Source organism: Halalkalibacter sp. HAAS-P013 (genome assembly GCF_056619925.1).
The window spans coordinates 94,013-117,384 of sequence record NZ_JBWQTU010000011.1 but is presented as its reverse complement, the minus strand read 5'-3'; the positions used below and the strand labels follow the sequence as shown (position 1 = coordinate 117,384).

The following is a 23,372-nucleotide window of genomic DNA, read 5'->3' as shown; positions in this document are numbered from 1 at the left end:
AAAAAAATCAGGGGCGATTTAGTGTGGTTGATCATAAAGTATGTGCTGTTATTTTAGCAGCAGGAACTTCTTCTCGAATGGGAACTACGAAACAGCTATTAAAAATTAACGATAAAATTTTGTTAGAGCACGTCCTTGAACTTGTTTTAGAGCATTCGTTTGAAAAGGTCATCGTTGTTCTTGGACATAAGGCCAAAGAAATTAAAGAGAGTATTGTCTGTGCATCAACACGAGTATGTTGGATCTATAATCCAGAATATCGACTTGGCCAAAGTACATCTTTTTTTAAAGCACTCGACCATGTTGATTCGCCGTTTCAATCAGTATTGTTTTTTCTAGGTGATCAGCCTTTTATTAAGTATGAAACGGTTTCTAACGTTTTAGAAGAGGGGAGGAGGCGAGCAACAGAGGAATCTGTTTCTTTTGTCATCCGGCCTTTCTATGACGAGAAGCCAGGGCACCCTATTTTTTGGGGGAACTTTAAGAAAATTGATTTTTCAACACTTACAGGTGATACAGGAGGGAGAGGGGTGTTGCAATTTGTTAAAAAAGTAAAATTAGTTGTGAAGGATACAGGCATTCTCTTTGATATTGACACTCTAGAAGATTATCAAAGAGCGTTAAAAGAAAGATGACACTACCTTTTTAGCTTAGGAAGGTAGTGTCATCTTTTACTATGAAGAAATTAACACATTAAAGTACTTGTCTCTCAATTTTATTATTAAAAAAAGAGCGAATAAATAAGGCAATTCTTAAAGTGAGTGTTTCGTCAGACCCTTTTACCTCAAGTCCTAGTATTTCTTCACACTTTTTAATTCGATAAATGACTGTGTTTCGATGGATAAACATAATCTTAGCTGTCTCTGAAATTTGGCAATTGTGATTTAAGAAGACGGCAAGGGTTTGGACTAGATCTTCTTTTTCTTTATCTTTCGGATAGGCTAATTCCCGTAAAGTGGATCGATAAAACTCCTTTAATTTTTGAGAGGGTATTGTTTTAAATATTTCTGCTAGCTCTTTAATGCGATACGTTTTTATAAATCTTTTTTTGTTTTCGCGGTAACCTGCCCGTAGTGCATCGACTGCTTCTTGGAAAGCTGTTGATATATCAGTAATATTTTCTGTGTAATTACTAATTCCAAATGACATAGAAGAGCCGATCGCTTGATATAAATCAGATTGTAAGTCACTAATCGATTCTAATACATTTTTTTCGATATCGTCATTATAGAATTCAAAGCCTAATAATGTTGTAAATAAATCGCCTTTTGTAAAAACAATACAGTTTTCAAATTTCTTCGTTAATACGGATTCAAAAAACTCGTAAATGCGATCTCTACGTAAACTAATTTCTTTTTCTGTTTGTAAAGGGTGAGAATCTTGGTAGAGGTCAGAAGCGTCATCCATCTTACAAGTAATACAAATGTACTGTAATGATTTATTTAATTGATAGGTTTTTCCTCGATTAATGATTTCCTCTTCATTTGGGATAGCACCTTCTACTAAGTCGGAAAAAAATTCATTCTTTAACCTGCGCGAATGTTGTTCGAGAGCATGTAGTTTCATAAATTCAAAGGAAATGACATTGGCTGCTTGTTCTACAGCGAGTGTAAAAGAAGATTCATTTGATAACGTTGTGCCAAAAATAATAATATATCCTTTTTGTTGGTTGGTTGTATTAATTGGGTAAATTGAAACCTCTGTAAATTCATTATTTCCATCTTCGCTTGGAAGGGTTAATACTTTGTACGTATCAAGATTCTCATGATGGATTTTTTCGTGAATGTGCCAATAAATATCAAAGAAGACATCCTTATCAATATCGTGCGAATAGGCCATAATATCTAGTCGGTAATTCAGTAGAATAACAGGTAAGCTTAAGATTGTTGCTAAACTTTCGATGATATTAGAAAAACCTCCACCTGACACAACGATATCTGTAAATTCTCGATGGATATTAAGCGCGTAATTTAGTTCATGTGTTCGCTCTTTTAGTATGCAACCTAACGCCTCATTTAACATCTCACCTAAAGAGTAATTAAGAGGAATTTCGATAATGGGAAAGTTCAATGCATTTGCTTGTTCAATTACTTCATTAGGGATTTCATCAATGAAGCGTTTTGTCTTTAGGCCGAGTCCTGCGCAACCTTGTTCAGCCATTTGCGTAACTAATTCTATTAGTGCATTAGGGTTGTTTTTTATCGAATAGGCTGTTGTCAGTAGTAGCTGCTCATCATTTAAATAATCAATAATATCCGGAGCATCCATAAGGTTGACGGATTGAACGGTTTTTGTTAAACCTTCCTCTCCTGCTACAACCGTAGCTTCTTTAAAAGTTGGTAAGTTTAATATGTCTAATAACCTCATTGTAGTCCCTCCTCGCATAAAAAACTTTCATTGTGAACAATGTACAAGAAAATCAGTAGTTTCGAAACTTGTTCGTTAGGTTTTCTAACGGAAATTATCTTTTAGTTAGTTATTTCATACAAAATAAGTGTAAGTTACATTTGAATAGTGTTGAACAGTAACTAAGTCTGAAAAAATAAGTTAAATAAGATTTAAGATTAGTGATTTTAACAGTCACTTTTTCTGACACGCTGATTGGATAGAGGAAATTCAGTAAAGTGCAGCTTCAGTCAAATTGAAAAAGTGGCGAAATACAAGTTTTTTATACTTCTTCTTTTAGTAAGTAGTGAACATTCGGTTTGAAATTTTTGGTCGTTTTTGTCGTTTGGATTGGGTTGTTTAAACAAAGTTACTGCAGGTTTTAGGTTAAGGTGAATAATGACTATGACACTTTAACGTCTTATGATGTGGCTATAACTAAGTGACGTCAAAACTAGGCTAGAAATAGGAAAGCAGGTGTTGAACATTAAAATCTCAATGGAAAAGGTTAAAAAAATGGATCAATCAGAATTTATTAAAACTGTAGGTGCTGTTTTTGAACATTCACCTTGGGTTGCTGAAAAGTCGTGGGATGCCCATCCGTTTATTAATCTCGAGCAGATGTACAATCATATGATTGAGGAAATGTATGGAGCTACTACTGTTTTGAAATTGTCTCTTTTGAGAGCTCATCCAGATTTAGGTACGAGGTTAGAGGTTTCTGGATCCTCTAGAGATGAACAAAAGAACGCTGGACTAAGTCAATTATCAGAACAAGAGTTTGAAGAGTTTTCTATGTTAAACAAAGAGTATATTAATAAATTTGGATTTCCCTTTATTATGGCTGTAAAAGGCCAAGATAAGGAAGCAATAAAAAGCAATATGAAAGCTCGAATTCATAATAGCTATGAAGAGGAATTTGAAACAGCTCTTGAACAAGTAAGTAAAATCGCTAAATTTAGACTGTGGGATTTAATTGTAGAAGGGGAGATTGGCAAGCTTACAACACATGTCTTGGATATAAGTACCGGAAAGCCTGCTGAAAATGTTGAGATTGAGCTTTGGAAAAGGAATCATGACAATCAATTTGTAAAAATAGGACAATCTCGAACAAATTCAGATGGTAGAGTATCTGAGCCGCTCTTAGAAGCAAATGAGATGAAAAAGGGAACCTACCAGATTCAGTTTAATGTCGGTGGTTACTTTCGTTCCAACAAGCTAGAGCAGGAGCCTTATTTTTTAGAAATTGTACCGATTCAGTTTGTTATTACAAAAGAAAATGAACATTACCACGTTCCATTACTGATAGCACCAGGAGGATATAGTACATATAGAGGCAGCTAGCAGCCTCTACTATGAAAAAGGTTTTAAAAAAATATAAATTGAGAGGGGTTAAATTATGAAGATTTTGAAGAGAGCGTACAAAGCAAAGTTGGTAATGGTAACTACAATCATTCTCTTAGTTCTTGCAGCTTGTGGCGGGCAAGAGTCAGGCGGAGGAAGCACGGATGGAGAAGATTCTGACTCAGCTGAATCAGTAAAGCTAGTACTAAACTGGTTTCCGAAAAGCCAACATGGTGGTGTTTTTGCTGCACAAGAAGCAGGAATATTTGCTGAACATAACTTAGATGTTGAGATTGAAGCAGGCGGTCCCCAAGTTTCTTCGATTCAAATTGTGGCATCAGGGAATGTACAATTTGGCTTAGCCCATGCAGATCAAATTGTGATTGCTAGGAATGAAGGAATTGAACTTGTTACATTAGCGACAGCTATGCAAAATAGTCCAGCTGCATTAATGTTCCACGAAGGTGAAGAGATTACTGATTTTGAAGATATGAATGGGAGAACTGCTTACATTCAACCAGGTATTCCATATTGGGATTTCTTAACGAATAAGTATGATTTAAGTGGAGTTACTGAAATGGGTTATACCGGACAGCACGTTAATTTCATTGAGGACTTTGAGTCTGTCAGTCAGGCGTTTGTCACTTCAGAACCATTTTTCTTAGATAAGGAAGGGGTTAAGACTGAAACGATTCTAGTCTCCGAATCTGGCTTTGATCCATATAATGTCGTGTTATTTGCTTCGAAGGATTATATTAAGAATAATGAAGATACCGTTCAAAACTTTGTTACGTCTTTTGTGGAAGGGTGGAATTTTTATAAAGAATCCCCTTATGAAATCAATGAAGTCATCCATGAAGCAAATCCTGATCTTGCTCTTGAAGACTTAGAATTTGAGACGGATTCGCAAAAGGATTTTGTCTATGGAGGCGATGCCGAAGAACACGGTTTTGGTTACATGTCTGAGGAACGTTGGCAATTGCTGATTGATCAGCTATTTGAATTAGGTTTATTAGAAAATCAATTTGAAGCAAATGAGATCTATACAACTGAATATCTGCCGTCTAACTAAATTGATAAAGTTGGTGAGGGTTCAAGGAGGTGGAGTTACCTTCTTGAACCCTTTTCTATTTAAGTCTTTTAAAATACATGGGTAGAATATCTTACATTCCGAATGGTACATATACCAATTCATCTTGTTGCCATATGAGAAAACTCATCAAACGATTGGTTATTACAACTAATAAACTAGTGTATTTTTAGATATATTGAACAATGACTAACCCTCCTCCATTCTCTACAATGAAATCAATTAGAAGCTGGGATTTTACAAGGAGGGATTGATTCTACATGATTATTACAAATCAAATAAATCAACAACGTTTATGGAAGACGATTCAGGAACTAGGTAAGATCGGAGCTGGTTCAAATGTCACTGAAGAAGGTGTGACAAGACTGGCTCTCAGCTTAGAAGATTTAGAGGCTAGAAAATATGTGCTTCAATTAATGGAGGAGTCAGACTTAGACGTACGAGTGGACTCCGTTGGAAATATTATCGGGAAGTTAGAAGGAACGGACAAGAACGCACCAGTAGTGATGACTGGATCTCATGTAGATACTGTTTACCAAGGTGGCTTGTTTGATGGAGCTTTAGGGGTTTTAGGAGGAATCGAAGCTGTTCGCTCTATAAAGGAATCAGGGATAGAACTCACTCATTCTATTGAAGTCGTATCTTTTACAGATGAAGAAGGGACTCGGTTTGGAACTGGGTATATTGGTAGTAAGGCAATGACCGGTTATTTAGACGAAGCTACGCTTAATTTAAAAGATGCAAATGGAATAACTTATGCAGAGGCGCTTGGGCAAGCTGGCTTTGATTCCACGCAGTATAAACTAGCGATTCGAAAACCTGAAGAAATAAAAGCTTATTTAGAAATGCATATTGAGCAAGGAAAAGTACTTGAGGAACACGAATTAGCAGTTGGAGTTGTTACAAATATTCAAGGACCAGTTTGGTTAGAGGTTACCCTAAATGGTCACCCAGATCATGCAGGTGCTACACCAATGAATATGAGAAAAGATGCCTCGCTCGCAATGGCGGAAGTGATGCTTGAAGTGGAACGAATTTCAACCAATTACCAAGGGGTCGGTACGGTGGGGAAAACACATGTCGAGCCAGGTGGAGTGAATATTATTCCGGGAAGAGCCATATTTTCAATTGATTTAAGGCACGGTGACAAAGAGTTACGTACGAAAATGGTTGATGAAGTAACAACGGCGATTAAGGAAATTTGCGAGAGAAGAGACATAATAGCAGAGATTGATATGAAAAAAGCAGTCGATCCAGCCACTTGCTCCCAATCAATTGTTGATATGCTTGAAGACTCATGTGCTGAGATGAATATTCCAACTATGAAACTTCCATGTGGAGCAGGGCATGATTCACTAATGATGACGAAAGTGACAGATATGGGAATGATTTTTGTTCGTTCGAAAGATGGAATTAGTCATAATCCAAAAGAATGGACAGATGAAGAAGATTGTGTCATTGGTACACAAGTTTTGTTACAGGCATTAATTAAATTAGCAAAATAATAGTTGAACATAATGGAGGAAGAGAATATGCAGCTATCTAATAGATTACAAGTTCCGGCTAGAACGATTATGACACCTGGACCAGTAGAGGTCGATCCAAGAGTATTGCAAGCGATGTCCTCATCTATTTTAGGGCAATTTGATCCAAGTTTTACATCTTTAATGAATGAAACAATGATTCAACTACGAAAAGTATTACAAACTGAAAATCATTGGGCATTTCCGGTGGATGCTACATCACGAGCTGGGATTGAAGCAATGCTTTGCAGTGTTCTGGAAGAAGGAGATAAAGTTCTCATCCCTTCTTTTGGACGATTTGGTGGATTGTTAACAGAAATTGCAGAGCGCTGTGGTGCAGAAATTCATAATATTCATTGTGAATGGGGCAGAGTCTTTGACCCAGAGGAAGTGATTTCTGAAATCAAAAAGATTCGTCCTAAAGTGGTAGCGATGGTCCATGGAGATACATCGACAGGAAGAATGCAGCCTCTAAAGGAAATAGGTCATGCTTGTCGAGAGCTAGATGTTTTACTTATTGTAGATGCTGTTGCAACAGTGGCTGGAACAGAAGTGAAAACTGATGAATGGAAGATTGATGGATTGATCACAGGTACACAGAAATGCTTATCTGTTCCTGCAGGGATGGCTCCATTGACATATAATGATCGAATTGAATCCATTTTATTAGAAAGAAAGTCAATTGAAAAAGGACTTGTAACTGATAAACAAGTATCCGTTAATCATAGAAAGATTCGTAGTAATTATTTAGATTTAAGTCAATTGCAAGATTACTGGAGTCCTGCAAGACTAAACCATCATACGGAAGCAACAACGATGTTATACGGGTTATATGAAGGGTTACGTTTAATTCTTGAAGAAGGCTTAGAGGAACGTTTCAAGCGACACCGTCTTAACGAAAGAGCATTGGTCAATGGAATAGAAGCAATGGGGCTGACGCTATTTGGTGACAATGACTATAAATTACCAACTGTAACATGTGTTAACATTCCAGAAGGTGTTGATGGCGATTCAGTTCGTTCTATGCTCTTAGATGATTTTGGAATTGAGATTGCAAGTTCGTTCGGTCCATTACATGGGAAAATTTGGAGAATTGGAACGATGGGATATAGTTGCCAGCAGCGAAATATATTACTTACACTTGCCTCTTTAGAAGCAGTGCTGTTGCGTCATAAAGTGACACTAAACGTGGGAGAAGGGGTTCAGGCAGCGTTAGATGTATACCAAAACAAAGAACGAATCGAGAGTGTGTAATTAAAGGGAGGGTACGTATGAAGGGTCACTATAATGCGTTTGTTGATGAAAATGTCACTGTAAAACCAGTGAAAACAGGGAACCTTTCAGGTCGTACATTTGCTGTGAAAGATGTATTTGATATTAAAGGAATCACTTCAAGTGCAGGGAATCCGGATTGGCTACGAACCCACACTCCAGCAGAAAAGAATGCTGTATCTATAGAACTATTGTTACAATCAGGTGCTACGTTAACAGGTACTACGATTACAGATGAGTTGATGTATAGTTTGAATGGGGAAAATTACCACTATGGTACACCAGTAAATCCAAAAGCGGAGGGGCATATTCCAGGAGGGTCATCTAGTGGCTCAGCAGTTGCTGCTTCATCAGGAGTAGTCGATTTTGCTATAGGGACTGATACAGGTGGCTCTGTTCGAATCCCAGCAGCCTATTGCGGAGTTTACGGATTCCGTCCTACTCACGGGCTCGTACCGATTGATGGAGTGATTCCTCTTGCCGAAAGCTTTGACACAGTTGGCTGGATGACATCTGACCCACAATTATTAGTCGAGGTAGGCAGTGCCCTAATTAAAGATAATCGATTAGTAGATAAACCTTTTACAGGCCTTTTATTTGGGACTGATGCTTGGGAATTGGCCGATGAAAGAAGTAAGGAAGTTTTAGAAACGTATATAGATAGACTGGGTAATGGGTTGCAATCAGAATGGTTAACGATTGCAGAAGAGGGGTTACAAAAGTGGGCAAGCTGCTTTAGAACACTTCAAGGATTAGAGATATGGAAAAACCATGGTGAATGGATAAATGAAGTGAATCCGAGCTTTGGTCCAGATATTGCTGCTAGATTTGACTGGGCAAGTACATTAAGAGAAGAAGATAAGCCGGAAAATCTAAAGCTAAAAGAAACTATTTCTACAAATCTGTTAGACGTGTTAGGAGAAGACCAATTACTAATCATCCCAACAACACCTGGGGAGGCTCCACTTTGTAATTTGTCAGGTGCAGAGATTGAAAAGCGCCGTTCACAAACAATGCAGCTATCGTGTATTGCTGGGCTTACCGGTTTTCCACAGGTGACGATTCCGATTGAGGGAAAAGTTGGAATGCCAATTGCTCTTTCAGTTATTGCTGGCCCTAATCAGGATAGACGCTTGTTGCAATGGGTTTATGAGAATACAAGCCTATTTGCATCATCAAATAAATAATGATAGATAGGTGATGATCATGAAGCTTGCCACAGTAAAAAGAGGAAGCAAAGAAGTTGCTGGCATTGTAACTGATAAGGGAATCGTTTTAATAGAGGACATTAATGAACAAGAGCAGAAAAGTTGGTCTCTTTCTATTTTTAAGCTTATTGAGTTAAATGAGCTTGATCAAGTGAGAGACTGGTATCATAGTGGAGGAATAGATCGAATAAAGGAAGCTCGATTCCTCTCCAAAAAGGAAGTAACATTTGCTCCTTTATATCGATGCCCACATAAAATTTGGGGAATAGGCATGAATTATGTAACAGTGAGATCAGAGCTAGGTGGGGGAGAAACGTCAGACCCTGTTTTCTTTATGAAGCCTGATACAAGTATAATTGGTTATGATGATGCCATTGAAATTCCACATCAATCAAAAAAGACAACTGCAGAGGCAGAACTAGCTATTATTATCGGAAAGAATTGTAAAAACATTTCTGAAGAAGAGGTTCAAGATGTTATTGCTGGCTATACAATAGCACTAGATGTAACTGCTGCAGAAATCCACGCAGAAAACCCACGATTTATCCAAAGGGCAAAAAGCTTTGATACATTCTTTGGATTTGGGCCAGTGCTGCGAACGAAGGATGAAATGGAAAACATAGAGTCGTTACAAGTTGCAACAATGCTAAATGGAAGCATCGTACATGAAAATAAAGTGGAAAATATGATTTGCTCACCAGCTTACATTGTTTCCTTTTTGTCACAAGTCACAACCCTGTTACCAGGAGATGTCATTATGACTGGTACACCTGGAGCTGTAGTGATTCGTCAAGGGGATGTCGTTGAATGCAAGATTTCAGGTTTTGAGCCATTAAGTAACAAAGTTGTACAAGTGTAATAATAAGGGAGAGAGGGTTTGAGTCAGCCTTCTCTTTTTAGAAAAGGGGAAGGATGTTTTGAAAAGTAACAGGGGGTATGGTAAGTTTGTGAAAAGTTAAAAAGTAAAGGTAACTGATTGAATTATCCTTAAGAGTATGCTAGTATTTTAGATGATTCCTGTCTAGCTGTCAGCGGTCACCGAAATGAACAATGGTTAAATGCTTGGTTTAAAATACATAATGAATATTGAATGGTAAATGAAAGAATATATACATAGTATAGAAGTCTTATTCATGGCCTAACTTTTCACTCTTGGTGAAGGTTAGGTCTTTTTTGTATTTTTTTGGTAGTTTTGTTCGGATAAGGAGGATTATTAAATGCTTAAGGATAGTCATAAGCAACGAGATTTAACGTATTTAAGTAGTTTTATTTGTAAGATTATGAAACGACGATTAGGGAAAGGTCCAGAGCAATGCAATATTATTGTTAAAAATAACCTTATTATTGTGAAGGTCCATCATTTTATTACACCCGCTGAGGAAGTGCTTTGCAAAAAAAATGAGTTAAGTCTTGCTTTGAAATTTCGATCAGTTTTAGTAAAAGCGATCATTGAAGAGGTGAAAGCAGATATTACTAGGGTGACAAACATAGGAATAAAAAAATCGCTTTTTGATTGGGATTACGAACAAAATGTAGGATTAATTATGTTTGTTGGAACGGAATCGCTACTTGCTGAGCCTAGTGCAAACAATGCATTGGAAGACTCCTTTATCGAAAAGATTAAATATGTAGGTAATAAAGTACATAAAAGACCATCACGTGTAAAATGGATTTTGTCCGATACAGCTATACATGTCATGGAATGTAGTGGAGTTCTTATTAAAACGGAAAACCTTTTGTTTGAGAATGGATATGAGGACTTGCTATTAGAGCGAGGGCAGGAAATACGGAAAAATTATAATGATTACCGCCATGAATTTGAGCCAGTTCTTGGTCAGACGATTAATCAGCTTTTCGTTACATGGGATTACGAAGAAAATAAAAGTTATATCGTCTTTTATGTGAAATGAAATTTACATTTTTATAATAATGAAGTATAATTTAAAAGAATTGTAATTTTATAGTAGAATAGAAAAAACACTTCTCTTTAATAATACAATAATGGTTAAATAACTAAATTAAATAATAGTGGTCTAAATGATGAGATAAAAAGCTAAACATAAGCCAAAGCAGAAATGGAATACTCTTATTCTCTGTTTTGGCTTTTTTTATTTATGGGATAATTCGGAATATTTGAATTAGGGGAGTAAATAGAATGCTGAATATAAAAGATTTGTTAAAAAACGCTGATTACTCAACTTATGAACATAAGTATAGTGTGCAAATTATCGAAAGAATACAAGGAAAAAAGGTAGAGCTACAAAAAATAGTGGACGAAATAGAAAAAATCATTATTGCAAATAGAAAGTTCCTTAGCGGGCAAGCTGACTATTATTTAAATGAAATAATTACAGAGAAAAAGGTGAATATGAATAGACTACTAAACGTCTTAGTAGAGGATTTTGATGATGCATCTTCCATTATTGAAATGGGAACAAAAATCGTTAAAATGATTGGTGTGCAAAACACGCTGTTTACGAAACTGCAATTACAGATGACACAAGAGTCCTTTATATGCTATGTAACAACAGAGCATGTCACTATATTGAAGTATTTAATTGAATACGGAAGGAACTTACTGCTCGAAGTATTGAAGTAATTCCTTCATAAGAAGTTTAATTTTGAAAGTCAAAGTCAATAATATGCTCATACGATTTTATCGAAGTGCCATTAAAGCATGGGGACATAGCTGATCACTACTAGATAAATTATCCAATAAGGAATAATTTGTGGTATAATGCAGTTGGTTGGTGTCTTAACGGCATTGACTATTGTTCCTTTTGAAAGAGGGAGTATAATGACAGACTTTCAAGAGCAATTAAACCATATTAGTAGTTATACAAGTAAATTACTTAGAAAAAAATTCGGGAGAGGTCCTGAATTTTGTTCAGGAACACTTTCAGAGCGTTATTTATTATTACATATACGTGGATTCATCTCACCAATGGAAGAAGTCCTTCTTCAACAAGGGAAGTCAAAGGATGTCGATAATGCTCGGTCAGTCATCATTGCTCATGTATTAGAAGAGCTCAAAGGAGTTGTTCAAATTTCTTTGGAAGTTGATGTCATTGAGTATTATCACGACTGGAATTTTCCTAATAATACAGGGGTCATAATCCTTGTATTTGAGAACGAAGTAGGAAAAAAGAGCATTACACAAGTGAATAATATCCAGGAATTTGAAAAGGAAATTAGTCGAATCAGTGCACTCGTTCAGAAAGTGCCTGATGATATTGAAGTAACCCCGCTATCTGAAACAACAATCTTAGTAAAAAGAGAAGGTATTTTAATTCAGATTGAAAAAGCATTAATATCAAAAGGGTACAAAAACGAATTACTTATAACGAAGGATGAGTTAGAGAAAAAATACTTTCATCGCTATAGTAAATTTAACGAAATCCTTAATCGAGGTGTCCGTGACATCTTTATTGATTGGGATGTTGAGAAAGATAAATCACTTATGGTGTTTATTCTACAATAAAATAAAAAGGTAAATGTGAGGAATAAAAAGTCTCGCGTGACCTAACTTCAACCGTTTTGGGGAGAGTTAGGTCTTTTTGTATTTAAAAAGGAGGATATATGTTAAATAAGTCATGGATTATCATCATACTGGTAGTTAGTACATTCTTAATGTTCATTACACAGTTTACTGAAAACCTTGTCATGCAAGTAGGAATCATTAGTATTGTTCTATTGTTCGTTGTTTTTTGTGTACAAAAGACAATCGAAAAAAAGAGCACCAGAAACAAGAGTGAAAAATCAATAATTGAGCTCCTTCCTATGCCGATTATCGTTGTTGTAAACGACAAAATTGATTATGTGAATAGGGCTGGATTATCTATGTTTGAAGCAACAGAGGTTCAGTTAACTGGAAAGTCCATCACAAACTATGTTGACTTTAATGACGAGAGCGATGGGGGAGAGGAAGTAGACGGAAGTCAAAGTAGATTAGGGAAACTCACAGTAGGGGGAAATACGATCGATGTAGAACTTCATCGAAAGCCGTTACCTACTCATCAGGGTGACACTTATTTCTTACTAGTTAGAGACATAAGTGAACAAAAGGAAAATCAATCAAAACTGCAGCATTTTGAACAATTATCGTTATTAGGCGAACTTGCTGCAGGGATTGCACACGAAATAAGAAACCCAATTACAAGTTTAAAAGGATTTTTACAATTAATAGATAATACAGATACGAAATCTCCGTATACAAAAATTATGCTATCTGAAATTGAGCGGATAAATATGATTGTGAGTGAGTTACTTTTTTTAGGAAAGCCAAAGGAATTATCAATGAAGAAACATAACCTTTTTGAGATCATTGAGATGGTAGTCACTTTAACGAAGACTCAAGCAATTATGTACAATATTGAAATCGAACTACAAATGGAATCTACCTTAAAAAAGGTAATGGTGCAATGTGACGAAAGTAAAATAAAGCAAGTCTTTATCAATATTTTAAGAAATGCTATAGAAGCAATGAAGCATGAAGGAATAATTGCTATTAATGTTTCACGTAACCATGATTTGATTGAAATTGCTATTATTGATCAAGGAAAAGGAATTCCCAAAGAGAAGTTAGACAACATTGGAAAACAATTTTATACAACAAAGGAAAATGGAACAGGACTTGGATTAATGATAAGCAATCATATTATTGAAGAGCATGGTGGTAGCTTAAGTCTTGAAAGCGAAGAAGGGAAGGGAACCAAAGTTCAAATAAGTTTACCAGTAGTCACATAGAGGCGGCCACTAGGAATTTTATTGGCTATTGGTTTATTTGTACACTATGTTATTTTGAATCGTCTAATAATTCTAACTAAATATTACTAGAATTAAAAAAATAAGCTATAATTAACTATGTTATTTCGAATTGCGAAAATAAATAGGTATGGGGGATGTTTGTGTGTCCAACGTATTTGGATTTTTAAGGCCGTATAAACTTCCGATTAGCATAGCGTTGTTCTTAATGCTAATTGAGCTTTTTGTTGAACTGCTTCACCCATTATTGTTAGCTAAAATAATCGACGATGGAATATTACAAGAGGACTTAGCTGTAATAATACACTGGGGCAGCATTATGGTGGCTTTGTCATTTCTTGCTTTTGCAGCGGGAGTCATTAACTCCTTTTACGCAGCCCATGTAAGTCAAAGTACAGGGTTTGATTTGCGTTCTGGACTATATAGTAAAATTCAAAAGTTTACCTTTTCTCAGTTGCAAAGGTTTGAGACATCCTCATTAATAACAAGACTGACCAATGATGTAACACAAATTCAAAATACAATATTCATGAGTTTACGGATCATGATGCGAGCTCCATTGCTGATAATTGGTGGCACTATTATGGCGTTTTTTATTAATGTTAAGCTAGCTCTCATTTTAGCTGTGGCAATTCCGGTTATTGTGATGTTTTTAATTTGGATGATGAAAAAGGGAGGAGCCCTTTTTAAGCTCGTCCAAGCGAAGTTAGATGGCGTGAACCATGTCATGCGTGAAAACCTCACTGCAATGAGGCTAGTTAAGGTGTTTGTCCGTCATAATCATGAGAATAATCGGTTCAAAAAGAGCAATGAAGCATTGATGGAAAAAACAATGTCGGCACTCAGGCTAATGGAAATTGCGATGCCAGTATTGTTGTTTCTTATGAATGTTGGCGTTATGGCCATTCTATGGTTTGGTACATTTGAGGTTAATTCAGGAGGAGCTCAAGTAGGGGAAGTTGTGGCGATTGTAAACTATGCAACTCGTATCACTTCTGCTTTAACCGTATTTTCAATGATTATTATAGTCTTTTCGAGAGCTCGTGCATCAGATGAGAGGATTTCTGAAGTGTTAGAATATGGAGAGGAACAACGAGGAAACGCAGGTGAGCTTTCTTCGAAACGAATAGATGGTTCAATAGAATTTGAACATATTGGTTTTTCGTATCCTACAACACGAGGGAAAGTGTTATATGATCTCTCTTTTAAAGCAAATGCAGGTGAAATGTTAGCTATCTTAGGGGCAACCGGGTCTGGGAAAACAACGTTATTTCAACTCATTCCGAAGTTGTATGAGGCAAGTGAAGGTAGAATTCTTATAGATGAGTTGGATATAAAGAACATTAATTCTGAACATTTGCGCCGTCAAATTGGCTATGTTCCTCAGGATGTATTTTTATTCTCTGGTACGATACGAGAGAACATTCAATGGGGGAACGAAGAGGCAACATTAGAAGAAATAGTCGAAGCATGTAAAGATGCTCAAATTCATAATGTGATTGAGAAACTTCCGGATCAATATGAGACAAAAATAGGACAAAAAGGTGTTAATTTATCTGGTGGACAGAAGCAGAGGCTGTCTATTGCTAGAGCACTAGTGCGCAGGCCTAAAATATTACTATTAGATGATTGTACGAGTGCCTTAGATGTAAAAACGGAAGCTAGCTTTCTAGAAGCTTTGAAAAACTATTCATGCACTACGCTAATGATTACTCAAAAGATAAGCTCTGCCATGAAGGCTGATAACATCCTTTTACTAAAAGAAGGTCAATTGATAGCTGAAGGAAATCATGAACAATTACAGAAAGAATCAGAGCTTTATTGGGTAATACTTCAATCTCAGATGAGAGAGGAGGAGCTAAATGTCTAATCAACTGATGAGACCTTTCCGTTATAATAGGATTCCCTTACCCTTACCCGATTCCGATACGAAAACCGAAGAAGCCATATTGAAAACAAAACCAAAAAATTGGAAAAGTACAATCAAACGCATTTGGAATTATCTTGCTGTTCATAAAAAATACATCGTCCTTGTCATATTAATGATTGTTTTTAGTTCAGTATTAAGTTTATTAGGACCTTTCCTCGTTGGAATGGCTATTGATGAGTTCTTAGTAAGTCATGATGTGAATGGGTTGTTCCAACTATTAATCTTCCTATTTTTTATTTACGTTTTCTATTCAATTAGTATATGGTTACAAAATTTTTGGATGATAGGAGTAGCTCAAAAGACGATTTATGCAATGAGGTTTCAATTATTTACTCGTCTTCAAAAACTGCCGATTTCCTATTTAGATAAACGCCAACATGGTGAGCTCATGAGTAGGCTGACAAATGATATGGAAAATGTCAGTACAACGTTAAATAGTTCAGTCATCCAAATTTTCTCAAGTATTTTGACCTTTATAGGAATTATTGTTGTTATGGTTTGGTTAAGTCCTATATTAACAGTCATCACATTGGCTGTTGTTCCACTAATGGTATTTGGGATGAAGTGGATAACGCGGAGAACAAGCATATTTTTCAAAGAGCAGCAAAAGCACTTAGGAGAAGTTAATGGATATATCGAAGAAACCATCTCTGGTCAGAGAATTGTTAAAGCTTTTTCTAAGGAAGAATATGTAGTAGATGCTTTCAAAGGGAAAAGTGAACGCTTGAGGGGAGCGGGGTTTTGGGCTCAAACGTATTCCGGCTTTATTCCAAAGTTAATGAATGTATTAAATAATATGAGCTTTGCTCTAATTGCTGGAATAGGCGGGATCCTAGCATTTAATAATCTAATCACAATTGGGGTCATTGTGATTTTTGCTGAGTACTCCAGGCAATTTACGCGACCGCTAAATGATCTTGCCAATCAGTTTAATACATTATTATCTGCCGTAGCAGGTGCAGAAAGAGTGTTTGAAGTCATTGATGAGGAAGAAGAAAGAGACAAAGGCAATGCCCGTGAACTGACTGAAATAAAAGGAAACGTATCGTTTGAGAATGTATCTTTTTCATATGAGGACGATCAAAACACCATTTCTAATATCAGCTTTAAGGTGAACGAGGGTGAAACCGTTGCTCTAGTCGGTCCAACAGGAGCAGGTAAAACGACAATTATTAATTTGCTTTCCAAATTTTATGAACCAGTAAGTGGAGCGATTATAGTCGATGGGCTTGATATAACTGAAGTGAAAATTGGGAGTTTACGGCAGCATCTTGGCTTTGTTCTTCAAGATACGCACTTGTTTCAAGGGTCAATTAGAGAAAACATTCGTTATGGTAGACTTGATGCAAGTGATGAGGAAGTAGAAGAAGCAGCGAAGCAGGCAAATGCTCACACATTTATTACCTCCTTGTCAGACGGGTATGAAACTGCATTAGATCAAGATGGCACCGGAATTAGTCAAGGGCAAAAACAGCTGTTATCAATCGCGAGAGTCATGCTTGCAAAGCCATCGATGTTAATTTTAGATGAAGCGACTAGTAGCATTGATACCATTACTGAAATTAAAATCCAAGAAGCTCTTCGAAGGCTAATGAAAGGTCGAACGAGTTTTGTGATTGCTCACCGCTTAAATACGATTAAGGAAGCGAATCAGATTATCGTTTTAAAAGAAGGGAAACTCTTTGAAAAGGGATCGCATGATCAATTACTCGCTGAAAGAGGATATTATTATGACATGTGTAGTCGTCCGTAAAGGGAGACATTCTTGTTAAAAAGAGTAATCCTTGTAAAAAGATAATAAAGAACGGTCATCATCCAGGGGGGGATAGGTGACCGTTTTATTGGTATCAGGGGCAGTATTCCTACTACACTAAATCCAATAGAATCTATTCAGAATTCTTGCTTCAAGAAAACTTATTTCTTGCTTAATTTGTTATATTATCTTACATAATTTTCAAAAAACGGTAAAGGGGATCTAAATTTGTTGTCGAATAATTTATAGCAAACTTCAAAGGCAGGTGCTTCTATTGATAAATAATTATGATGTTGCAACCCATTTTTTTGATGAAATGTTTAAAGAAAAAGAGTCTCCTCATGCTCATTATCAACCTTTGTATGAAAATATCTCAAAACTCGATAAAAAGGTTGTGGAGTCACGTTATCAATTAGCACAACAGAACTTCCTGCGTCAGGGAATCACTTTTACTGTATACAACAATACAGAAGAAACTGAGAGACCGATGCCTTTTGATCCACTGCCACGTATTATCTCAAAGGAAGACTGGGCTTTTGTTGAAAAGGGTTTACAGCAACGCGTCTTAGCGCTTAACGCTTTTTTAGAAGACATTTATACGGAACAAGAAATATTAAATCAAGGAGTGATTCCACGGGATTTAGTTGTTACGTCCCCCCACTTTTATCATCAAGTATATGGAATCAAAGTTCCTGAGAAGAATCATATCTTTATAGCTGGAATCGATCTCATTCGCGATCATGAAGGCAATTATTTAGTATTAGAAGACAATATTCGTAATCCTTCAGGTCTTTCTTATGTTTTTCAAAATCGCTTTGTCATGAGAAAACTGTTCCCGGACTTATTTAATGATTATTCAATTGAATCACTGGAAAATCAGCTGCATGAAATGCATGCGGCTTTAAAATATATTGCCCCAAATAAAAAGGAGCATCCAACCATTGTTTTGTTAACCCCAGGAGTCTATAACTCTGCATATTACGACCATAGTTTTCTAGCAAAGGAAATGGGGATTGAATTGGTGGAAGCACGGGACTTAGTTGTTAATAATCAAGTTGTCTATATGAAAACGACTAAAGGCTTAAAACAAGTTGATGTCATTTATAGGCGTATTGATGATGATTACTTAGATCCGTTAGTGTTTCGTGAAGACTCGTTAATTGGAGTACCTGGTTTAATAGATGCTTATAGAACAGGAAATGTGTCCATTGCCAATGGAGTTGGAAATGGAGTTGCAGATGATAAGGCAACATATGCCTATGTACCGGAAATGATTCGTTTTTATTTGAATGAGGAACCAATTTTAAGAAATGTTGAGACATATCAATTGTCAAAGCAGGAAGATTATGAGTATGCTCTTGATAATTTAGATGACTTAGTATTCAAAGAAAGAAACTCTTCTGGTGGTTATAATATGTTGATTGGCCCTCAAGCAACAGAAGAGGAGAAAGCTCTTTTCCGTAAAAAAATTATAGAAAATCCTAGTTTATTTATTGCGCAACCTACTATCTCGCTCTCTCAATCACCAACATTTACCGATGAAGGAATAAAGGGCCGTCATATAGATTTGCGTGCTTTTATCGTTCTAAATGAAGTGCCACATGTAGTTCCTGGTGGATTAACTCGTGTTGCGTTAAGAAAAGGTTCACTTGTAGTGAATTCCTCGCAAGGTGGTGGAGGGAAAGATACTTGGGTTTTAGACTAAGTTACAGAAAAGAGGGGAAATCATGCTAAGTCGTGTCGCGGATTCACTTTATTGGTTATCGTTAAACATGGAGCGCGCTGATAATATAACAAAGTTATTGTCTGTTCGTTTAGTCAGTATTTTAGAAAATAATAATCCGAAAATAGATCGAGATGATGACTGGGAAGAACTTGTGAAGATCTCTAGTGATATTAACCAATTTTATAAATGTTATGCTGATTGTAATCGTTCTTCAGTTATTCAATATCTTGCTTTTTCTAAAGATAACCCTAATTCAATTAGTTCTTGTATTTCCATTGCAAGGGAAAATGCAAAGGGGATGCGTGAAATTATTCCATTGGAACTGTGGGAAGTAATTAACGAGTTGTACTTGAAAATAAAAGCTTTTCCAATAAAAGAAGTTACTATTGAACAATTAAATGACTTTTTTCAAATGATATTGGAAAAATCATTTCAATATCAAGGGATTGTAACTGGTTTAATGCCGCGTGGAGATTCCTATTCCTTTATTATGTTTGGGAAACACGTAGAGCGATTACGAAAGCTCTCTAGAACGCTAGATGTGTACTATCATAAAAAAATATCAGCGCGAGATAATAAAGAAAATGTAAATTATCATTACTGGAGTGCGGTATTAAGTGCAGTTGGCGGATATGAATCGTATTTACAAAAATATCAAGCGTTAATTGAACCATTAAAAGTAGTCAATTATTTAATATTTGATAAAACTTTACCCCGGTCAGCGAACTTCAATGTTCATCGATTACAGTATGCATTTAGTAAGTTACAAGCTGATGGGGTAACAAGTTACTCGGAAGGTTTATATAATAAATTGAATGAATTGATGAGTGAAGTAAGTTATGACTCGCTTGATCAAGTGTCAATTTCGCTTCATGAATATTTTCAAAGACTTCAACAATTATGTGATGATGTAGGTAACGCTATTATGGATACTTACTACTTAGGAGAGATTAAATCATTATGAAATACGAAGTGCTTCAAAGCACTCATTACCAATACAGCATGCCAATAAGGCAGAGTATTAATCAGAGTATTCTTAAACCGATATCCAATGAGAATCAACAAGTTCTTTTATACGAACAAACTATCAGTCCAGATGCGTTTTGTTCAGAGCATCGTGATTATTGGAAGAATGATGTTGCTACATTTTACATATGGGCTCCACATCATGAACTACTTGTTAAAACAAGAGCAATTATTGAGTTAAACCACCCACGTGCGCATGTGATGATGACAGATGAAGTGAAAGATATAATGGTAAGCGAAAAGTTTAAACAAACGTTTGCTGAATATTTGATGAGGACGCCCTATACTTCATTATCTATTGAGCAACTATCTTCAATTAGTGATACGTTAGAAAGCACAGAAGTGGATCTTTACGTTTTTATGGAACGGTTAAATTCGTATATCTACGAAAATTTTCAATATTTGCCTGGATCAACCGATGTGAAAACAACTGCTACAGAATCGTTTGAAAAACGAACCGGGGTATGTCAAGATTTTACTCATGTGATGTTAGCAGTCTGTCGTTATCATGGGATTCCTGCCCGTTATGTAAGTGGTTATATTTATTCTGGAGAAGCTGTAGCGATGCGTGGTGATTCGGTTACGCATGCATGGGTAGAAGGTTATTTTCCGGGATATGGATGGGTTGGTTTTGACCCTACAAATAACATGATGGCACAAAATCAACATATTTGTGTAGCAACAGGTCGTGATTATGCAGATATCTCACCTTTGAAAGGTGTTCATTACGGTAGTGCTCGGCAAGATTTGAATGTATCAATTTCGGTAAAAGCAATCGTTTAAGTATAGTATCGGATGATGAGGTTTTTTAAAGGAAGGGACTAGTAGGATGGCTCCGTGCGGTACTAGACTGAAGAGGAGAAACCGACTTGTTCATTTAAATTGGGGTTGTTTCAAAAGGTCCTAAATAGACCTTATTGGAACAACCCTTTAATAATTAATGGAATTACAATGTTGATAAAATGACCTTTTTGATTTTAAAAAATAAAAATTAATTTCTTTTTGTTCGTAAAAGTCCTTAAAATAATTAACAAAAGATATTATAATGGTAATAGAGAGGAAGGGTGGTAAATTATGAGCAAGAATGATCAAGCTTATCGAGCAACAACAATGGGACCAAATGGAATGATTACAACCCCTCACTACTTAGCGTCCCAAGCGGGAATGAACGTCCTGCAAAATGGAGGAAACGCGATTGAAGCAGCAATTGCAACTGCATCAACTATTTCTGTCGTTTATCCGCATATGAATAGCATTGGCGGCGATAACTTTTGGTTGATATACAATGCGAAAACAAAGAAAGTAGAAGCTCTTAATAGTAGTGGTCGTTCAGGAGAAAATGCTTCAATCTCTTTTTACAAAGAAAAAGGATTTAATAAAATACCTTCTCGTGGTTATTTGTCCGCCAATACAGTGCCGGGTGCTGTTGCTGGATGGGATGAAGTCTATCGTTATGCTAAAGATCACCTCAGTTGTACATATTCTTGGGAAGACTTACTACAAGCGGCGATCCTTTATGCAAAAAATGGATTTGCAGTCACACCTAGTCAAGAGCACTGGACGAGAGTGAACATAAACGAAGAAGATAGTGAGTTTAGATACTTACATCGATTTGATGAGTTTAAAAGGACATTCCTCAAGCCGGATGGATCTTTATATAAAAAAGGGGAAGTACTGAAACAACCAGACTTGGCTAACACATTAGAACTGATCGCTTCTGAAGGAAGCAAAGCGTTTTACGAAGGAGAGATTGCAAGGAAGATAGTTGATGATCTCCAAGCAAATGGTGGTTTGTTAACTCTTAATGATTTTAAAAATCACCGTTCAAATTGGGTCGATCCCATTAGTGTCGATTATAAAGGATATACTGCGTATAATTTGCCTCCAAATACACAAGGGATGGCATCATTATCAATTTTGAATATATTAAATAACTTTGATTTTTCCACAATTGAAGAAGGTTCTAAAGAATATTATCATCTGTTAATTGAAGCTACGAAACTAGCATTCAAAGATCGAGATCAATGGTTAACAGATCCTGATTTTGTTGATATCCCTCTAGATGACTTGTTATCAAAATCACATGGGATGGAGCTTGCTCACCAAATCAATAGCAACTTCTCCAAAGTAATGGAAAAACAGTTAGACCCTAAAGGAGACACAGTTTGGTTTGGAGTGGTCGACAAAGAGGGAAATGCTGTTTCATTTATTCAAAGTATCTATCATGATTTTGGTTCTGGAATTATTCCAAAACAAACAGGTATACTTCTGCAAAATAGAGGAAGCTTTTTCTCATTAGATGAAAAAAATGTGAACTCATTAGAGCCTAACAAAAGAACATTCCACACTTTAAATCCAGCAATGCTACTAAAAGAGAACTCACCTTACCTTGTTTATGGAACGATGGGAGGCGAGGGGCAGCCACAAACTCAAGCAGCATTGGTCACTAGAATTATTGATTATCAATTTGATGTTCAAGCAGCGATTGAAGCACCGAGATGGTTATATGGTCGAACATGGGGAGCTAGTTCGAATAATTTAAAAGTCGAATCGAGAGTGCCAGATGAAATCATTCAAGCTCTTGAAAGTCTTGGGCATGATATAGAAGTAGTGGAGGAATTTACTGATGTTATGGGGCATGCAGGTGCGATCCTGATAGATGATAACAACGTAAAACGAGGTGGAGCAGACCCAAGGGGAGACGGGATGGCTCTTGGTTATTAAAGTCAATCTCAGGAATAGGATAGAACATTTTTGGTTTAAGGTGGGAGTCATTTGAAAAATCATATAAATCTTTTTATTGCATTTTTTCGATCGGGAATTTTAGGATTTGGTGGTGGCCCTTCTGCGATTCCGCTTGTACATAAAGAAGTGGTCACAACGTTTAAGTGGATGAACGATGATGAATTTAGTGATGTTTTAGCTTTAGGGAATATGTTACCTGGTCCAATTAACACGAAAATGGCTGGGTATATTGGTTATCGTGTTGCTGGAGTATTAGGAATGATTAATGCAGTGCTTTCTTCAATCGTGCCATCCATTTTGATGATGATCGTATTATTAACGACATTGACAGCTTTTAAAGATCAACCTTGGGTTGCTGGAATGACAAGGGGTGTGATCCCGATTGTTGTAGTGATGATGGCGGTTCTCACTTGGGACTTCTTTAAAAAGTCAAATCAGGGTCTCGGTTGGAAAATTAGCATTACTCTTCTATTGGTTAGTTTTTTATTAATCGAATTAGTACAAGTTCATCCAGGAATCGTTATTGCCCTTTTACTAGCTTATGCTTTGTTAAAGCCTAATAAGCAGAAAAAAGAAGAAATAGAAAAGCAGAAAGGGGCGAATTAA

19 protein-coding genes are annotated in these 23,372 nt (G+C 36.3%); 18 read left to right on the top strand and 1 reads right to left on the bottom strand.

Annotation, left to right across the window (positions count from 1 at the left end; all coding sequences use genetic code 11):
- The first annotated feature begins 23 nt into the window (after window positions 1–23).
- A complete protein-coding gene (locus AC1FXP_RS15330; RefSeq protein WP_480062841.1) occupies window positions 24–635 on the top strand; it encodes a nucleotidyltransferase family protein in 612 nt (203 codons plus the stop codon).
- A 58-nt stretch (window positions 636–693) separates the two neighbouring features.
- On the opposite strand, the gene AC1FXP_RS15325 is transcribed toward AC1FXP_RS15330, so the two are convergent.
- Window positions 694–2,367 carry a PucR family transcriptional regulator gene (locus AC1FXP_RS15325; protein WP_480062839.1) on the bottom strand — a complete coding sequence of 558 codons (1,674 nt, stop codon included), beginning with the start codon at window positions 2,365–2,367 and terminating at the stop codon, window positions 694–696.
- 498 nt (window positions 2,368–2,865) lie between these two features.
- Here AC1FXP_RS15325 and uraD point away from each other — a divergent pair, with 498 nt between their 5' ends.
- The 17 genes from uraD (at window position 2,866) to AC1FXP_RS15240 (ending at window position 23,372) form a co-directional block, all read left to right on the top strand.
- Window positions 2,866–3,729, top strand: coding sequence for a 2-oxo-4-hydroxy-4-carboxy-5-ureidoimidazoline decarboxylase (gene uraD, locus AC1FXP_RS15320; protein WP_480062837.1), 864 nt, complete (start codon window positions 2,866–2,868; stop codon window positions 3,727–3,729).
- Between the two features lie 55 nt (window positions 3,730–3,784).
- Window positions 3,785–4,801: an ABC transporter substrate-binding protein gene (locus tag AC1FXP_RS15315; RefSeq protein ID WP_480062835.1), complete on the top strand. Its 1,017-nt coding sequence runs from the start codon at window positions 3,785–3,787 to the stop codon at window positions 4,799–4,801.
- A gap of 278 nt (window positions 4,802–5,079) precedes the next feature.
- The gene (locus tag AC1FXP_RS15310) at window positions 5,080–6,324 is read left to right on the top strand and encodes an allantoate amidohydrolase (protein WP_480062833.1); all 1,245 of its coding nucleotides are present in this window, start codon (window positions 5,080–5,082) and stop codon (window positions 6,322–6,324) included.
- Between the two features lie 27 nt (window positions 6,325–6,351).
- Window positions 6,352–7,596, top strand: coding sequence for a pyridoxal-phosphate-dependent aminotransferase family protein (locus tag AC1FXP_RS15305; RefSeq protein ID WP_480062831.1), 1,245 nt, complete (start codon window positions 6,352–6,354; stop codon window positions 7,594–7,596).
- 17 nt (window positions 7,597–7,613) lie between these two features.
- Entirely contained in the window at window positions 7,614–8,801 is a 1,188-nt protein-coding gene (locus tag AC1FXP_RS15300; RefSeq protein WP_480062829.1) for an amidase, read from the top strand.
- Between the two features lie 19 nt (window positions 8,802–8,820).
- Entirely contained in the window at window positions 8,821–9,681 is an 861-nt protein-coding gene (locus tag AC1FXP_RS15295) for a fumarylacetoacetate hydrolase family protein (RefSeq protein ID WP_480062827.1), read from the top strand.
- Window positions 9,682–10,039: 358 nt separating this feature from the next.
- Window positions 10,040–10,732, top strand: a complete 693-nt coding sequence (locus AC1FXP_RS15290; protein WP_480062825.1) for a Na-translocating system protein MpsC family protein — start codon at window positions 10,040–10,042, stop codon at window positions 10,730–10,732.
- Between the two features lie 245 nt (window positions 10,733–10,977).
- Window positions 10,978–11,421 carry a hypothetical protein gene (locus AC1FXP_RS15285; RefSeq protein WP_480062823.1) on the top strand — a complete coding sequence of 148 codons (444 nt, stop codon included), beginning with the start codon at window positions 10,978–10,980 and terminating at the stop codon, window positions 11,419–11,421.
- Window positions 11,422–11,619: 198 nt separating this feature from the next.
- Entirely contained in the window at window positions 11,620–12,303 is a 684-nt protein-coding gene (locus tag AC1FXP_RS15280; RefSeq protein ID WP_480062821.1) for a Na-translocating system protein MpsC family protein, read from the top strand.
- Between the two features lie 98 nt (window positions 12,304–12,401).
- Entirely contained in the window at window positions 12,402–13,568 is a 1,167-nt protein-coding gene (locus AC1FXP_RS15275; RefSeq protein WP_480062819.1) for an ATP-binding protein, read from the top strand.
- A 163-nt stretch (window positions 13,569–13,731) separates the two neighbouring features.
- A complete protein-coding gene (locus AC1FXP_RS15270; RefSeq protein ID WP_480062817.1) occupies window positions 13,732–15,456 on the top strand; it encodes an ABC transporter ATP-binding protein in 1,725 nt (574 codons plus the stop codon).
- Window positions 15,449–17,269, top strand: a complete 1,821-nt coding sequence (locus AC1FXP_RS15265; protein WP_480062815.1) for an ABC transporter ATP-binding protein — start codon at window positions 15,449–15,451, stop codon at window positions 17,267–17,269. The genes AC1FXP_RS15270 and AC1FXP_RS15265 overlap by 8 nt, the downstream gene beginning before the upstream one ends.
- Window positions 17,270–17,543: 274 nt before the next feature.
- Window positions 17,544–18,974, top strand: a complete 1,431-nt coding sequence (locus tag AC1FXP_RS15260; protein ID WP_480062813.1) for a circularly permuted type 2 ATP-grasp protein — start codon at window positions 17,544–17,546, stop codon at window positions 18,972–18,974.
- A 22-nt stretch (window positions 18,975–18,996) separates the two neighbouring features.
- Window positions 18,997–19,959: an alpha-E domain-containing protein gene (locus AC1FXP_RS15255; RefSeq protein ID WP_480062811.1), complete on the top strand. Its 963-nt coding sequence runs from the start codon at window positions 18,997–18,999 to the stop codon at window positions 19,957–19,959.
- Window positions 19,956–20,804: a transglutaminase family protein gene (locus AC1FXP_RS15250; protein WP_480062809.1), complete on the top strand. Its 849-nt coding sequence runs from the start codon at window positions 19,956–19,958 to the stop codon at window positions 20,802–20,804. Before AC1FXP_RS15255 ends, AC1FXP_RS15250 begins: the two co-directional genes overlap by 4 nt.
- 291 nt (window positions 20,805–21,095) lie before the next feature.
- Window positions 21,096–22,745, top strand: coding sequence for a gamma-glutamyltransferase (gene ggt, locus AC1FXP_RS15245; protein WP_480062807.1), 1,650 nt, complete (start codon window positions 21,096–21,098; stop codon window positions 22,743–22,745).
- A 51-nt stretch (window positions 22,746–22,796) separates the two neighbouring features.
- Window positions 22,797–23,372, top strand: a complete 576-nt coding sequence (locus AC1FXP_RS15240) for a chromate transporter (RefSeq protein WP_480062805.1) — start codon at window positions 22,797–22,799, stop codon at window positions 23,370–23,372.

Excerpts from the sequence above, each read along its gene's own strand:
- AC1FXP_RS15280 (WP_480062821.1), top strand. The coding sequence starts at position 11,620 with ATGACAGACTTTCAAGAGCAATTAAACCATATTAGTAGTTATACAAGT.
- AC1FXP_RS15295 (WP_480062827.1), top strand. The coding sequence starts at position 8,821 with ATGAAGCTTGCCACAGTAAAAAGAGGAAGCAAAGAAGTTGCTGGCATT.
- AC1FXP_RS15250 (WP_480062809.1), top strand. The coding sequence starts at position 19,956 with ATGAAATACGAAGTGCTTCAAAGCACTCATTACCAATACAGCATGCCA.
- AC1FXP_RS15300 (WP_480062829.1), top strand. The coding sequence starts at position 7,614 with ATGAAGGGTCACTATAATGCGTTTGTTGATGAAAATGTCACTGTAAAA.
- AC1FXP_RS15315 (WP_480062835.1), top strand. The coding sequence starts at position 3,785 with ATGAAGATTTTGAAGAGAGCGTACAAAGCAAAGTTGGTAATGGTAACT.
- AC1FXP_RS15285 (WP_480062823.1), top strand. The coding sequence starts at position 10,978 with ATGCTGAATATAAAAGATTTGTTAAAAAACGCTGATTACTCAACTTAT.
- AC1FXP_RS15310 (WP_480062833.1), top strand. The coding sequence starts at position 5,080 with ATGATTATTACAAATCAAATAAATCAACAACGTTTATGGAAGACGATT.
- AC1FXP_RS15275 (WP_480062819.1), top strand. The coding sequence starts at position 12,402 with ATGTTAAATAAGTCATGGATTATCATCATACTGGTAGTTAGTACATTC.
- AC1FXP_RS15325 (WP_480062839.1), bottom strand. The coding sequence starts at position 2,367 with ATGAGGTTATTAGACATATTAAACTTACCAACTTTTAAAGAAGCTACG.
- AC1FXP_RS15290 (WP_480062825.1), top strand. The coding sequence starts at position 10,040 with ATGCTTAAGGATAGTCATAAGCAACGAGATTTAACGTATTTAAGTAGT.
- ggt (WP_480062807.1), top strand. The coding sequence starts at position 21,096 with ATGAGCAAGAATGATCAAGCTTATCGAGCAACAACAATGGGACCAAAT.
- AC1FXP_RS15305 (WP_480062831.1), top strand. The coding sequence starts at position 6,352 with ATGCAGCTATCTAATAGATTACAAGTTCCGGCTAGAACGATTATGACA.
- AC1FXP_RS15255 (WP_480062811.1), top strand. The coding sequence starts at position 18,997 with ATGCTAAGTCGTGTCGCGGATTCACTTTATTGGTTATCGTTAAACATG.
- AC1FXP_RS15265 (WP_480062815.1), top strand. The coding sequence starts at position 15,449 with ATGTCTAATCAACTGATGAGACCTTTCCGTTATAATAGGATTCCCTTA.